Origin of the sequence: Roseibium sp. MMSF_3544, assembly GCF_030732845.1 — a bacterium.
Classification (GTDB): Bacteria; Pseudomonadota; Alphaproteobacteria; order Rhizobiales; family Stappiaceae; genus Roseibium.
Window position 1 is genome coordinate 52,050 of record NZ_JASHKA010000026.1, and the last position, 13,056, is coordinate 65,105.

General features: G+C 56.5%; 14 protein-coding genes. 8 read left to right on the forward strand and 6 right to left on the reverse strand.

The features are described from left to right. Window positions 1–52 precede the first annotated feature (52 nt). Window positions 53–1,081 carry a histone deacetylase family protein gene (locus RBB47_RS26260; protein WP_305988880.1) on the forward strand — a complete coding sequence of 343 codons (1,029 nt, stop codon included), beginning with the start codon at window positions 53–55 and terminating at the stop codon, window positions 1,079–1,081. Here RBB47_RS26260 and RBB47_RS26265 read toward each other — a convergent pair. After that, on the reverse strand, window positions 1,053–1,691 hold the full coding sequence (locus RBB47_RS26265; RefSeq protein ID WP_305988881.1) for an HAD family phosphatase: 639 nt from the start codon (window positions 1,689–1,691) through the stop codon (window positions 1,053–1,055). The two genes, RBB47_RS26260 and RBB47_RS26265, sit on opposite strands and share 29 nt — an antisense overlap. Window positions 1,692–1,773: 82 nt before the next feature. Here RBB47_RS26265 and RBB47_RS26270 point away from each other — a divergent pair, with 82 nt between their 5' ends. Continuing rightward, window positions 1,774–2,715 (forward strand): phosphate/phosphite/phosphonate ABC transporter substrate-binding protein, encoded by a 942-nt coding sequence (locus RBB47_RS26270; RefSeq protein ID WP_305988882.1) that lies wholly within the window; start codon window positions 1,774–1,776, stop codon window positions 2,713–2,715. A gap of 11 nt (window positions 2,716–2,726) precedes the next feature. Here the strand turns inward: RBB47_RS26270 and RBB47_RS26275 are convergent, their stop codons facing one another. From RBB47_RS26275 to RBB47_RS26295, 5 genes are all read right to left on the reverse strand, one after another. Then, entirely contained in the window at window positions 2,727–3,896 is a 1,170-nt protein-coding gene (locus RBB47_RS26275; protein ID WP_305988883.1) for an acetate/propionate family kinase, read from the reverse strand. A gap of 1 nt (window position 3,897) precedes the next feature. Next, entirely contained in the window at window positions 3,898–5,310 is a 1,413-nt protein-coding gene (locus RBB47_RS26280; RefSeq protein ID WP_305988884.1) for a bifunctional enoyl-CoA hydratase/phosphate acetyltransferase, read from the reverse strand. A 118-nt stretch (window positions 5,311–5,428) separates the two neighbouring features. Next, window positions 5,429–6,043: a TadE/TadG family type IV pilus assembly protein gene (locus tag RBB47_RS26285; RefSeq protein ID WP_305988885.1), complete on the reverse strand. Its 615-nt coding sequence runs from the start codon at window positions 6,041–6,043 to the stop codon at window positions 5,429–5,431. After that, the gene (locus tag RBB47_RS26290) at window positions 6,027–6,581 is read right to left on the reverse strand and encodes a TadE/TadG family type IV pilus assembly protein (protein WP_305988886.1); all 555 of its coding nucleotides are present in this window, start codon (window positions 6,579–6,581) and stop codon (window positions 6,027–6,029) included. Before RBB47_RS26290 ends, RBB47_RS26285 begins: the two co-directional genes overlap by 17 nt. Before the next feature lie 24 nt (window positions 6,582–6,605). Then, on the reverse strand, window positions 6,606–7,067 hold the full coding sequence (locus RBB47_RS26295) for a pilus assembly protein N-terminal domain-containing protein (protein WP_305988887.1): 462 nt from the start codon (window positions 7,065–7,067) through the stop codon (window positions 6,606–6,608). Window positions 7,068–7,592: 525 nt separating this feature from the next. Between RBB47_RS26295 and RBB47_RS26300 the strand changes: the two genes are divergently transcribed. The 6 genes from RBB47_RS26300 to RBB47_RS26325 all read left to right on the forward strand — a co-directional run bounded on the left by RBB47_RS26300 (window position 7,593) and on the right by RBB47_RS26325 (window position 13,046). Next, entirely contained in the window at window positions 7,593–7,769 is a 177-nt protein-coding gene (locus tag RBB47_RS26300; protein ID WP_305988888.1) for a Flp family type IVb pilin, read from the forward strand. A gap of 135 nt (window positions 7,770–7,904) precedes the next feature. Beyond that, window positions 7,905–8,420, forward strand: a complete 516-nt coding sequence (locus tag RBB47_RS26305; protein ID WP_305988889.1) for a prepilin peptidase — start codon at window positions 7,905–7,907, stop codon at window positions 8,418–8,420. 376 nt (window positions 8,421–8,796) lie between these two features. Continuing rightward, complete coding sequence (cpaB, locus tag RBB47_RS26310; RefSeq protein WP_305988890.1) at window positions 8,797–9,561, forward strand: Flp pilus assembly protein CpaB; 765 nt, start codon at window positions 8,797–8,799, stop codon at window positions 9,559–9,561. A 38-nt stretch (window positions 9,562–9,599) separates the two neighbouring features. Further along, window positions 9,600–11,006, forward strand: coding sequence for a type II and III secretion system protein family protein (locus RBB47_RS26315; RefSeq protein ID WP_305988891.1), 1,407 nt, complete (start codon window positions 9,600–9,602; stop codon window positions 11,004–11,006). A 10-nt stretch (window positions 11,007–11,016) separates the two neighbouring features. Further along, window positions 11,017–11,730 carry a CpaD family pilus assembly protein gene (locus RBB47_RS26320; RefSeq protein WP_305988892.1) on the forward strand — a complete coding sequence of 238 codons (714 nt, stop codon included), beginning with the start codon at window positions 11,017–11,019 and terminating at the stop codon, window positions 11,728–11,730. 8 nt (window positions 11,731–11,738) lie between these two features. Continuing rightward, window positions 11,739–13,046, forward strand: coding sequence for a CpaE family protein (locus RBB47_RS26325; RefSeq protein ID WP_305988893.1), 1,308 nt, complete (start codon window positions 11,739–11,741; stop codon window positions 13,044–13,046). The last annotated feature ends 10 nt before the right edge of the window (window positions 13,047–13,056 follow it).

A 13,056-nucleotide genomic window follows, 5' to 3' on the forward strand; every position in this document is an offset into this window, starting at 1 on the left:
ATCCGGTGGCAGCAGAGGCGGTGTGAAGCAATGAGGGCAGAGGGGGCAGCACTTGAAGACGGTTTTTTCTGACCTCCAGCTCGCGCATGCGCCGTCTCAGGAGATTTCAGACGGCGAACTGAAACCGGCGGTCGAAATACCGAGCCGGGCTGAAATCGTTCTGAAAACCGTCAAGGAGCGTAAAGTCGGCGAAGTGCTTGCGCCTGGCGACTTTCCGATCCGGCCTTTGCATCGGGTCCACGCGCCGCACTATGTTTCGTTCCTGGAAGGCTTCTGGGACAGGTGGACGGCTGCGGGCAGGGTAAATGAGGCATTCCCGTTTGTCTGGCCCATCAGAAGCCTGCGCCAGGACGTTGAAATCGACCACATTGACGGCCTGTTGGGACGTTACTCCATGGACGCAGGGACGCCCCTGGGGGAGCACACCTACAAGGCAGCACGTGCATCCGCGGACACCGCACTGACGGCCGCCAAGCTGCTTCTGGATGGAGACCAGTCCGCTTTCGCGCTCTGCCGGCCGCCGGGGCACCACGCCGGGTTCGATTTCTTTGGTGGCTACTGTTTTTTCAACAACGCTGCCGTCGCGGCGCAATATCTGCGTGACAACGGGTTGAACCGGGTCGCCATTCTGGATGTCGACTACCATCATGGCAACGGGACACAGGCGCTGTTCTACGACCGTCCCGATATTCTGTTCCTCTCGATCCACGCCGATCCGAAGGACGAATACCCTTACTTCCTGGGGTATGCGGATGAGACCGGCGAGCATGCCGGCACAGGGTTTACGCGCAATTGGCCGCTTCCGCTCGGCACCGACTGGGAGGGTTATACGCAAGCCCTGGAAGAAGCCTGCCGCTGGCTTTTGGTCTACAAGCCCGATGCGATGATCGTGTCACTTGGCCTGGACTGTTTTGAGAAGGATCCGATCTCCGGCTTCAAGTTCAAGAGCGAGGATTACATTCTCCTTGGCCAGCGGCTTGCAAAGGTAGGTGTTCCCACCCTGTTTCTCCTGGAGGGAGGATACGCCGTGGACGCGCTTGGAACCAATTGCGTCAACGTGCTGGAAGGCTTTGAAGGCTGAGCAGTCCAAGGCGGTCAAGATCTTCGCGAAGCGCCTCTGCAGAGTGGAAATGATGGGCCGTCATGCCGGCATCACGTGCTGCCAGAACATTTGCGTGCGAGTCGTCGATAAACAGGCAGGTTTCAGGCTTTAGGTCATTGCGGCTGAACAGGACCTCATAGATGCGCCGATCCGGCTTGATCAGCCTTTCCTCCGCCGAAACGACAATGTCCAGAAAGCTGGTCTTGAGAAACGGAAATCTTGCTTGTGCTTCAAGGAACTTTTCGGACGAAAAATTTGTAATGGCATAAAGCGGAATGCCCTGTTCCCTCAGGGCTTCCAGAAGGCTTGCCGTGCCTGGAACCTCTCCCGGGACCATGTCGTGCCAGTGGTCCGAATAGGCGGCGATCAGGTCCGTTTTGTCCGGAAACTGTTCACTTAGCGTCGCAATTGCCTCCTCCCAGGAGCGGCCAAGATCCTGCTGCACGTTCCAGTCAGCTGTGCAAACTGTTTCCAGAAAGGTCTTTCGCTCCAGCTCATCGGGAATGAGGCGCCGGTAAAGAAATTCGGGATTCCATTCAATCAGGACATTACCTATATCGAAGACAACGGTCGTGATAGCATCGCGCATTGAGCAGTCCAGTCTGGTTTGTGAGCGATTCTTCGGGCGGGAAAAGAATTTATTAATTCTGTCAAAGAGTTATGACGGGACTATGTTTTTGGTCAATTGGACGAGATTTTTTACGCTGATTCTCGCGCTGGTCTGTCTGGTCAATTCTGCGGAGGCCGAAGACCTTTCGGACATGCCGGATCGCCTGCGCCTCGGCGTTGTGGTCGCTTCTGACGAGAATGCGCGCCAACGTGTCGAACCCTTTCGCCTTGCGCTGGAGGAAATCGCCGACTTGCCCGTCGACCTGTTTCTCCTCGATACGCTTGGAGAAGCTGTTGAGGGGATCGCCAACGGGCGCATCGACTATGTCCGGTTGTCTCCTTCCGCCTATGCGGCTGCACATCGGCTCTGCGAATGCGTAGAACCGCTGGTCACGGCAGGGCCGGACGATTTTCCCGCACGGTTCTATGCGATACTGGTCGGCAAGCGTGGAGCTGAAAAAACTTCGCTGGAAGATCTGAAAGGTACACGGCTTGCGGTTGGTAACAAGCACGCGGTCGCCGCGTTCCGGGTACCGCTTGCCAATCTTGCTGCTGACGGAATTGATGCGCGCAGCCATTTCCAGACCCTGGTGGAAGTCCAGAACCCTGTTGAAGGCATCCGGGCGCTTCTGGATGGGCGCGTGCAGGCCACTCTTGCCTGGTCGAGCCTGGCAGGAGAGGCCAAGAACGGGTTCACGGCAGGCACTTTGAATGACTATTACGTCTCTGGCGGCAAGGGGTTCAAGGATCTGGAAATCGTTTGGAGGTCGCCGCCCATTCCCTATTCGGCCCACAGCATCAACAAGGGCATGCCTGATGCCCTCAAACGGCGCCTGCGTGCCGGACTGATGGACATGCGCCGCGAGGCTCCCGACGCCTATCTTGCAATCGAGCCCGATCTGCCCGGCGGTTTCGAACCGGTCGTGCATGCCGACTACCGGCCTGTCCTCAGAACATTTGAAGACGACTTGGCCGTTTTGCTCGACCCGGCTGACAGGCGTTAAACGGGCCGCGGTTAGGCTTGCATCAGGGCGTGTGTGTGCCGGCGGATCATTTCTTCTTCATTGGTCGGGATTACCAGGACATTGATGCGTGATGCTTTGGCGGAAATATCCGTTGCGCCTTCCCGGTTCTTGACCGGGTCAACGGAAAGCCCCAGCCAGTCTTGATCCGCACACACCTTTTCCCGGATGAGTGCCGCGTTTTCGCCGATACCGCCGGTAAACACCAGCGTGTCCAATCCCTTAAGCACCGCCGCCATGGCGCCGAGTTCACGCCTGATGCGAAAAACAAAATAGTCGATCGCTTCCGCGGCCTTCGGGTCGCTGCTTTCGGTCAGGGTGCGCATATCCTGGCTGATGCCGGAAAGACCTTTCAGGCCGGACTCCTTGTATAGAAGATCGGAGACTGCGTCGGGTGACATGCCTTTTGTGGTTAGGAGGTAGAGAACGACACCCGGGTCGAGCTGTCCGCAGCGCGTTCCCATCGGCAACCCGTCCAGAGCAGTAAAACCCATTGTCGAACCGATGCTTTGACCGTCGCGGATTGCGCACATGGAAGCCCCGTTGCCCAAATGGGCCACGATCACTCTGCCGGCATAGGTCTCGGGAGCGGTCTGCTTGAGATGGCTGCAGATATATTCGTAGGACAGGCCGTGAAAGCCGTAACGGCGGACACCTTCGTCATAAAGCGGCCGCGGCAGGGCGAATGTATCGTTTACCCATGGGTGCTTGCGATGGAAGGCGGTGTCGAAACAGGCAGTCTGCAAGGCCGTCGGAAAGGCCGCGTGCGCCGCTTCGATCCCGGCAAGATTATGTGGCTGGTGCAACGGCGCCAGCGGCTGAAGCTTCTTCAGATCCGCAATCACAGCGTCCGTCAGCTTTAAGGGAGCTGCATGCGATGTGCCACCGTGAACGACCCGGTGACCGACCGCATCGACCGCTTGACCTTTCAGCTCTTCTTCGAGAACCGGGAGGAGCGCCGCCAGCGCGGTCTGGTGGCTGTGGCCTTCCTCAGGTGTCAGCGGCCGGTCGATAGAGGTGCCGGTCACCTCGGAGTGCAGCTTGATATGCGGCGCGGCACCGAGACCGGAAATTTGCCCGTCGAGCTGGACCGTCGCTCCAAGATAAAGCGTGAATTTGATCGAAGACGAACCGGAATTGAGGACCAGTATGACCGGAGCCATATCAGTCCTCCTCGCGGTCGAGAATGCCGACCGGAGCACCGTTTGCCTGCCAGTGCACATAAAGCAGGGCAAGCGCGCAAGAGGCCAGCCGGGCCCGGCCGTCATCGGCTCGGCTTGTCAGCATGACCGGAACCTTTGCGCCGATGACAAGGCCTGCGGCCTCCGCGTGGGCGATGAACGTCAGTTCCTTGGCCAGCATGTTGCCCGCCTCAAGGTTGGGCACGATCAGGACTTCCGCGTGTCCGGCCACAAGCGACGTGATGCCCTTCGTGCGGGCCGCCTGAACGTCAATCGCATTGTCCATGGCCAGGGGACCGTCGACGACCGCTCCGGTGATCTGTCCGCGTTCGGCCATTTTGGAAAGAACCGCGGCATCCAGGCTTGACGGGATTGCCGGGTTCACGGTCTCGATCGCTGAGAGAATGCCGACGCGAGGCGTTTCAAGACCCAGCGACCGGGCCGCGTCGATGGCATTTTGCGTGATGTCGACCTTGGTGTTGAGGTCCGGCGTAATGTTGATCGCCGCATCGGAGATCAGGACGGGCGTTTTTCGGCCCGGAATGTCCATGACAAAGACATGGCTGATCCGGCGCTTGGTTCTGAGACCGCCATCGCGTTTCACCACGTGATGCAGAAGATGATCTGTGTGCAGGTGGCCTTTCATGACCGCCTTGACCTTGCCTTCATGTACCATCGCGACCGCGCGGCCGGCTGCTTCCATCTCATCCTCGATGTCAATCAGCTGATACGGGCTGATATCCTCATCGAGTTCCTTTGCGGCGTTTTCGATCCTGTCTTTCGCTCCGATGAGGATTGGGTGAATCAGCCCTTCGCGCGCGGCCATCAATGCGCCGTCGAGAGAATTGGGATCGTCCGGGGCCGCAACCGCAGTCGGCAATGCGGGCAGTGTTTTCGCCATTTCAATCATTCTGTTGAAGTGTCGATGCCGTTGCACGAGAAGGGCCGGAATGTCGCTTGAGTCGAATTCGATCGGTTCCGTCGGGGCCGCGACCTCAGCAACGCCCTCCACGAGACGAACACCGTCGCCGCGTGTGACGGTAAGATCGAAGATTACGATATTGTTCGGCCTTTTTTCCGTTGCCGTGACTTTCACGTGCAAATGGTCGCCGACGGCCGCTGCCCCGAGGAAGCGGAAGGATTGTGACTTGTAGACGGTGCCGGGGCCGGGGAGGATGTTGCCGAGGACAGCCGATGCAAGTCCACCGACCCACATGGCGGGTGCCACCGGCTTGTCGACCTTGCCGTCGCCGGTCCAGTCCGTGTCGGGCAGGTGGATCGGATTGCGATTGCCGGAGGCATGCGCGAATACCAGCAGATCGTTGCTTGAACACTCGCGAACGATTTCCGCTGAATCGCCAACGGAAATCTGCTCATAGGTCTTGTTTGTCGCCATCGGTTAAAATCTCTGACTGAATCGGTATTGTTGCAGCGCAACACTCAGCCGAGACCATACCCGGATAATACGACGATACAAATACTGGAAACGTGTTTGCGGTTTTCCCGAATCGGGTTCAACAGTTGCTGCAGGTCACTGTACCGGTGATCCGCGGCGTCAGATAATAGGTATCTGTGAGGTCGAGTGCTGATGGGCTCCAGTCGAAGATACTGGAGAACGCGCCGGCGAAATTCGGAGTGTAGGTCAGGTTGGTCTGACCGACGACAATCGACGTGTTTGCAACGGCGACGGTACCGGGCAATGTGATCGGCGGTGCGGACCCTGCTGTCCAGGGCACGGTTCCTGCGGTGTCCCTGCTCCAGTCGACGCTGGCATCGCCGTCTTCATCGAAAGTAATGCTGGCGACGATGACTTGCAGGTTGTCGGACGGATAGGGATCCAGAATTTTCTCGCCGATATCCAGCAGCGAATCGAGGTCGCCGCTGGAAACTGCTTCTTCCTGGGCTATCAAGTCGGCAATAGAGTTGGCTATGCGGCTGACTTTTCTGTCCTGGTTGAGCGCATCGGCCAGTTCGGTCATTCCAATCAGCAGGAAGAACATGAACGGCAGGATCATGGCGAATTCCACAGCGGACACGGCGCGATTGTCGCGCCAAAGACCGGAAACCCGGTCCGCGATCACACGGCCTTTGTCTGCAAGGCGTGTCCTGAAATCATTCCCAGGGTTCATTGCGGAATACCATTGTTGATGTGAGGTTGCGTTCTGTGCCGTTGTCATCGAGAGCAAGGTTCAATGCCGACGTCATCATCGGCCATTTGTAAATGACCTTGACGACCACGATGCTTCCCGCGCCGCCGATGTCGTAGGTGAGGTCGTCATCCTCTTTGAGGTTGCCGTCTTCATCGTAAAGACTGTCCGTCGAACCGGCATCGGCAAAGGTATCGACACTCTCTACCTCAAGGACAATCCTGTCGGTGTCGCACATGAATGTCGGCATGAAACCGCAGATCGAATTTTTGAAATCGGCGGTGTTGTTTATGTCTGCGTGTTGTCCGGTTCTGATCAAACGCGCGGCGCTGATGACCGAGTTGTCGACAAGGCGGTTCACGAACATCGCGATGCCGACTTCCATGATGCCGAAAACGAGAATGAAAAAGGGCAAGGCCACCATCGAAAACTCGATGGCGGTCACACCTTCACGATCCTTCAGGAAAGACCGTAACTTCCTGCTACCTAAAAACCGCCGGTGTTTGACCTTGCCACTCATTGATCACTCACGTTCTCATGGCACTTAGTTCGAGCCAGCTGCGCTGGCCGCCATGGTGTTTCTGGAAGTCGCCTGTTCGGCTACTCCGTTGAAGGCTTCTGTGTTGTCGCCCAGACGCATCGTGGGCTCACAGTTCGGATTGCAGGACATTGTCGAGCGAGCCGATTTCCGGTAGACGGCGACGGTATCGTCGTCCGACGCACGCACCGTTATTGTTTCATCGACAATTGGCTTGTTGTCCTTGTCCAGGATGACGAGATTGGTCGAGCCATAGCTTTTGCCGGTGATCACGACCGTTGTTTCGTCAAACATGGACACATCGGCGATGAACGGGTTGCCGACGATGACTGCCGAGGCGCCGTCTTCGATACGGAAGATCTTCGCCCGGTCAACTGTCACCATAACAGGTCCGTCCTGAGCCATTACGATGCTTGATTGAACTGCAAACACAAGCACGCCAGTCCATTTCATCAGGTTCATAAACATGCTTATGAATACTCCATTAGTGTCGTTGCTTTCGAGATGATGCACCAAACGTGGTGAACGATCTGCTAACGCCGCAAAAATAAGAAAAAGAACTATTGAGCTTCGAAATGCTTGGTCGAAGTCAGTGAATAGAGTGGTTTTCAGGATTTGTTTTGCCGGTCAATCAGGAAAGCAAGTTTCTGGCATGGCGAAAATTTACGATAGCGGAATATATATCTCGATTTTAGGACTAAATTAAACGAAAAATCTCTCTTCGTGTAATATGATATCAGAAGACTTGAAGCTCTGATGGGGTTAGTTTTGTTTTTTATTTATAAATACTACAATAATAAGGGCGAATTAACTGCTTCTTATCTATACCGTTTTTTAACTATAGTTATATTTGGCAAGAAAGGGCCTGAATTAATTGGTCGCTTTAACGTGTTGGAAATTTCTCTGTCCTAGGGTGAGCCCATGTTCGAACGGACAAAAACAAGAGCCGTCGGACTTGAAGCTGTCAACTCAGTGGTACTTGGAGCAAAGAAAATGAAAACTCTTATCAACCGTTTCGTAAAAGACGAATCCGGCGCGACTGCAATCGAATATGGCCTCATCGCTGGCCTGCTTTCCGTCGTTATCATTGCAGCTGTCTCTCTGGCAGGCACCTCGCTGCAGAACGTCTTCACGTCGATTTCTGACGAACTGGACGATTCCGTAAAATAATAAAGCGTCGCTGGCAACAGCGTTCGCTTAGTAAGAAACGGGCAGGAGACTGCCCGTTTTTTTTTGCCCATCCGTCTTTCGTTAACTCTCGGAATTTATGATGGGCACGGTCAAGACAAGAAGAATGGTATCGTCATGATAGAGGCGGCTCTCCTGGTGGTGTTTCCAATGCTCGTTGCTTTCGGCGGCGCATCGGACATGCTGACCATGACAATCCAGAACCGGGTTTCCCTACTCTTGATCGCCGGCTTTGCAGTTGTGGCTCTGGCAACCGGTCTGTCTCTTACCGGTTGGGGAACACACGCGCTGGGGCTGCTGGTGGTCTTTCCGGTATGCTTTGCATTCTTCGCTTTCGGCTGGATGGGTGGCGGCGACGTCAAATTCATCAGCGCGATCTCTTTATGGATCGGTTTCACACCCGAGCTGGTTATCTTCCTCGTGTTCGTTTCATTCTACGGCATGCTGCTGACATTCGGTCTTTTGTATATGCGCAGCAAAATCATCTTGCCCGCGATGTTGGCGCGCCAGGAGTGGCTTGCCAGGCTTCATGACCGGAAAAGCGGGATCCCTTACGGCATTGCGATCGCCATTGCCGGTCTGAAGGTCTATCCGACAACGATCTGGTTTCAGCAGATCGGTCAACTCTACTAAAATCATTCTGTTGAACCGGGTGACCGGCTGCGTTGCAAAGTCACTTGCTGAGTGCGCTGCTGTGCGTTGTTCGCGTCGTTATGGCGACCTTTGTGCCGGAGTTTAGGCGGACTGCGCAGGTTCATCCCTGAAATGATTTCGCAGTTTTCCCCATTTTGAAAATGTGGCGTTGTCGCGCGTGCATTAGTCATATGCACGTAATTTGGCGGAAATGGGCGATATTTTTCGCAAATTGAAGTTGAATTAAGAAGGCTTTTAGTAAAGTTAACGAAAATTAACTGAAAACTTCTACTCCTGGTTAACCATGTTTTGACCAATTACCCGTCATCCTAAGCTCACAGAACGCATCTGCGAACAGGATCATTGGGTTTTTGTCATGAAATTCGCTCGAATCATAGTACTGGCGATCGCAGTGGTAGCAGGCTTACTGGCATTCCGCATGGTGATGTTGTCAGGAGGTGAGCCGGCGCCACAAATTGTTCAGGCCCCCGCGAAAACCGCGAAAGTCGAGGTGCTTATCGCCGAAGTGGACATTCCGCTCGGCGGGAAGCTGACCAAAGACAACTTCTCCTGGTCGGATTGGCCGGAAGACGCCCTTCCACGAGGGGCGGTCACCAAGAAGTCCGATCCATTCGCAGACGAAGAATTCATGGGCCGCATTGCCAAGGCACCGATATTCGCCGGCGAGCCGATCCGGCCGGAGCGGTTGATCAATACCGACAAGGGGTTCATGGCCGCCATTCTCCCCAAGGGCAAGCGTGCCATCGCCGTCAGCGTGGAAGCGGAGACAACGGCGGGTGGCTTCATTCTGCCGGGTGACAAGGTCGACCTCATCCTGACACGCCGGCTCGATGACGCGGCCTTCAGCGAAACCATCCTGGAAAACAAAAGGGTGCTGGCCATTGATGCGACCACCGCAGGCGAGCAGGACCAGAAAAACCTGTCTCCCAAAAAGACGGCAACCTTGGAGCTGACCCTCGCTGAATCGGAAATCGTTGCACAGGCCCAGCAGACAGGAACGATCGCGCTGGCGCTGCGAAGCGCGCAGGACTCGGCCGATGACGCCGAAGAGGACAACAGCCGCCGTAACGACGTGAATTACGTGAAATACGGCATCACCAGCAAGGCAATGACGCCATGAGACCGGACCAGACGAGAACGTCCAGCGTGAGGGGCGCGATGAGAAACCATCTTCTTAAATTCGCGGCAGTGGCTGCCATAGTCGGAGCGGCACTGGGAGTGTCGGTTCCTGAAACGCAGGCTCAGGGCAACTTCCCCAGCCAGGTCCACGTGGCGGCCGGAGAGCGCGCCAGCGGACGCATATTGAATGTCGGTGTCGGCCGCTCGGTTGTCATCAATCTGGCCGAAGACGCCGCCGATGTTCTGGTATCCAATCCAGAGATCGCCGATGCGGTGCTCAGGACGCCACGACGGATCTTTGTTCTCGGCAACACGGCCGGTCAGGCGCGTCTGGTGCTGTTCAGCCGCAGCGGACGCGAACTCGCAAGTTTCGACCTGCGCGTTGAGCCGGACACCTCGGATCTGACCAGGATCATCCGGAAACTCATCCCGGGCACCAACATCTCGGCAGAATCGGTCAACGGGAACGTGATCCTGAGCGGATCCGCCCGCAGCACGCTCGAGGCACAGCAGGCCGCCGATATCGCCGCGAAGTTCCAGGGCGCCGACGCAACCGATGTTGTCAATCTGATTGCGGTTTCCGGCAAGGATCAGGTCCACCTGAAGGTAACGGTCGCAGAGGTCGAACGCTCGATCATCAAGCAGCTCGGCGTTCAGTTCTCCGGATCGGTCGGGACCGGCAACTGGACCCCGTCCTTCTCGAACACACCCGGTTTCAATGTGAACCCCTCCATCGTCAACCAGGCAACGGCAGGCTTCTCATTTGCAAGCGGATCGGCTTCGATCAGCGCACAGGTCCAGGCGCTCCAGCGCGACGGTGTCATCAAGACCTTGGCCGAACCCACACTGACCGCGATATCGGGTGAAAACGCAAGTTTCCTGGCCGGCGGTGAATTCCCGATCCCGGTCGCGCAGGACAACGACACGGTCAGCGTTGAATTCAAGAAATTCGGCGTCGGGCTCGACTTCACGCCCGTGGTCCTGTCCGGAGGGCGCATCAGCCTGAGAGTTCTGACGGAAGTGAGTGAGCTCAGCAACGAAGGCGCTGTGACCGCAGGTGGAATTACCATCTCCGCGCTGAAGGTACGCCGGGCGGAATCGACGATGGAATTGCCGTCAGGTGGAACGCTGGTGATGGCGGGCCTGCTGCAGGAATCCTACCAGCAGTCGCTCGAAGGGATCCCCGGTCTTATGCAAATCCCGGTTCTGGGTGCGCTGTTCAAGAGCCGTGACTTCCTGCGCGATCAGACAGAGCTGGCGGTTTTCGTCACGCCCTATGTGGTTCGCCCTGTAGCGGCACAGAAACTGTCACAGCCGGGGGACAACCTTATGCCACCGACCGATGCTGAATCGGTTTTCTTGAACCGGCTAAATAAAATCTACAATCCCGCTGGGGACGTGGTCGAGGGTGAATACCATGGCCAAGTCGGATTTATCTATAAGTGAGGACGGACGGATGAAGACGAACAAAACAGTCCGGTTGTCAGCCGTATCCAAATCCGCCTTTGTCATAGCGGGATGTTTGGTCGCGGCCGGTTGCCAGGGGCGCAGCGAATCGAACGCCGAGCTGCTCGCCTCGCATGACTACCGGTACAGGCACCCCATTGTCATAACCGAAGAACCGGAAACGCTTGATCTGCCGATCGGGCAGAGCACGCGCAATCTCTACGGGCCAATCGAAAACACGATCACTGCCTTCGCGGTCGAGTCGCGCCGGAAAGGCAACGGGTCGGTGGAAATTCTGGTTCCTTCTGGCGGTGCCAACGAGGCGGCTGTCCATGCAGTTACCGGAGACATCCGCACAGCGCTGCAACGCGGCGGTGTGACCCGCTCCCACATTTCCACGCGAACCTACGCGGTCCAGGATCCGAAAGCGGAGGCGCCGATCCGGCTTTCTTACGCTGCTCTGCAGGCTACGGCCGGACCGTGTGGCGCCTGGCCGAAGAACATCGGTGGCGGCATCAATAGGAACTTGCAGTACGAGAACTATGGATGTTCGACACAGGCCAACCTTGCCGCGATGGTCGACAACCCGTCCGACCTGATCACGCCAAGAGCGTCAACGCCGGTAGACCAGCAACGTCGCGCAGTAGTCATCGAAAACTACCGCAGCGGTGACGTGACCACCAGCAGTTACACTGAGGGTGTTGGGGCAGAAGTCTCAGAATAGGTGGAAGAATGAGCACGAACGCAGAATTGAAAGATATGCCAGGCTATCTCGATCCTATGTCCGAGCAGGCCGAGCAGCAAAGCGCCGGATTTGACGAGTCGGCAAACGTAGGCTCCGTTCCGCGCATTACCGTTCACGGTTTCTGCCTGACCGACGCCACCATGCGTGTCGCTGAGACGGCCATGGAAGACAGGCGGATGGCCAAGGCGCATCTGAAACTCGATATGGGCGGGATACCGGCAGCAATCGATGTCTTCGCGCAGGCGCCGACGCCAAATCTGATCATCGTCGAAAGCAACGGACAGCGGGAAGAACTCATCCCCAGTCTCGACCAGCTTGCAGAATACTGCGATGCCGGTACCAAGGTGATCGTGATCGGCAATGTGAACGATGTCTCGCTCTACCGGGATCTGATCGCACGCGGCGTAAGTGAGTATCTGATCTCACCTGTCAACGTGTATCAGCTCATCGGTGCGATCGCCGAACAATACAGTGACCCGGAGTCCGAACCACTGGGCCGGACGATTGCCTTCTTCGGCGTGAAAGGCGGATGTGGTTCATCGACCGTTGCGCATAACAGCGCCTGGTCTCTCGGCAGGAACTTCCAGAGCGAAGTTGTGATTACCGACCTGGACCTGCCGTTCGGCACAGCCGGGCTGGACTACAATCAGGACCCGCTTCAGGGCGTGTTCGAGGCTATCTCGCAGCCTGACCGGCTCGATGAAACATACCTCGACCGCATATTGTCCAAGTGCAACGAGCAGCTGAGCCTGCTGGCGGCACCGGCAACCCTGGAAAGAACGTACGATCACAGCGAAAAGTCTTTCGAGATGCTTCTTGAGACCATGCGCACAAGTGTGCCGAATGTCGTTCTCGACGTTCCGCACACCTGGAACGCCTGGGTCAAGAACACGCTGCTGAACGTCGACGAAATCGTGCTTGTTGCGGAACCGGATCTGGCCAATCTGCGCAACGCGAAAAACACGGTCGACATGTTGAAGCAGCTGCGGCCGAACGATCGTCCGCCGCATCTTGTGATGAACAAGGTCAATGTTCCCAAGCGTCCGGAAATCAAGCCGGACGAATTTGCAGCCGCACTCGGCCTGACTGTTCAGGCTTCAATCCCGTTCGAGCCCCAGCTCTTCGGAACAGCGGCCAACAACGGTCAGATGATCGGTGAGATGGATGGAAAACATGCCGTCGCGCGTTTGTTTGACGACATGTCCCAGGTGATTTCGGGCAAGGTCCAGCCAGCCAAGGTGGCGCGCTCACCTCTGAGCGGGCTGTTCTCGAAACTGAAACGTAAGAACGGCTGACCGGTTCTTA

Coding starts and splice junctions, on each gene's coding strand:
- RBB47_RS26265 (WP_305988881.1), bottom strand. CDS start 1,691: ATGCGCGATGCTATCACGACCGTTGTCTTCGATATAGGTAATGTCCTG.
- RBB47_RS26270 (WP_305988882.1), top strand. CDS start 1,774: ATGTTTTTGGTCAATTGGACGAGATTTTTTACGCTGATTCTCGCGCTG.
- RBB47_RS26275 (WP_305988883.1), bottom strand. CDS start 3,896: ATGGCTCCGGTCATACTGGTCCTCAATTCCGGTTCGTCTTCGATCAAA.
- RBB47_RS26280 (WP_305988884.1), bottom strand. CDS start 5,310: ATGGCGACAAACAAGACCTATGAGCAGATTTCCGTTGGCGATTCAGCG.
- RBB47_RS26285 (WP_305988885.1), bottom strand. CDS start 6,043: ATGAACCCTGGGAATGATTTCAGGACACGCCTTGCAGACAAAGGCCGT.
- RBB47_RS26290 (WP_305988886.1), bottom strand. CDS start 6,581: ATGAGTGGCAAGGTCAAACACCGGCGGTTTTTAGGTAGCAGGAAGTTA.
- RBB47_RS26295 (WP_305988887.1), bottom strand. CDS start 7,067: ATGTTTATGAACCTGATGAAATGGACTGGCGTGCTTGTGTTTGCAGTT.
- RBB47_RS26300 (WP_305988888.1), top strand. CDS start 7,593: ATGAAAACTCTTATCAACCGTTTCGTAAAAGACGAATCCGGCGCGACT.
- RBB47_RS26305 (WP_305988889.1), top strand. CDS start 7,905: ATGATAGAGGCGGCTCTCCTGGTGGTGTTTCCAATGCTCGTTGCTTTC.
- cpaB (WP_305988890.1), top strand. CDS start 8,797: ATGAAATTCGCTCGAATCATAGTACTGGCGATCGCAGTGGTAGCAGGC.
- RBB47_RS26315 (WP_305988891.1), top strand. CDS start 9,600: ATGAGAAACCATCTTCTTAAATTCGCGGCAGTGGCTGCCATAGTCGGA.
- RBB47_RS26320 (WP_305988892.1), top strand. CDS start 11,017: ATGAAGACGAACAAAACAGTCCGGTTGTCAGCCGTATCCAAATCCGCC.
- RBB47_RS26325 (WP_305988893.1), top strand. CDS start 11,739: ATGAGCACGAACGCAGAATTGAAAGATATGCCAGGCTATCTCGATCCT.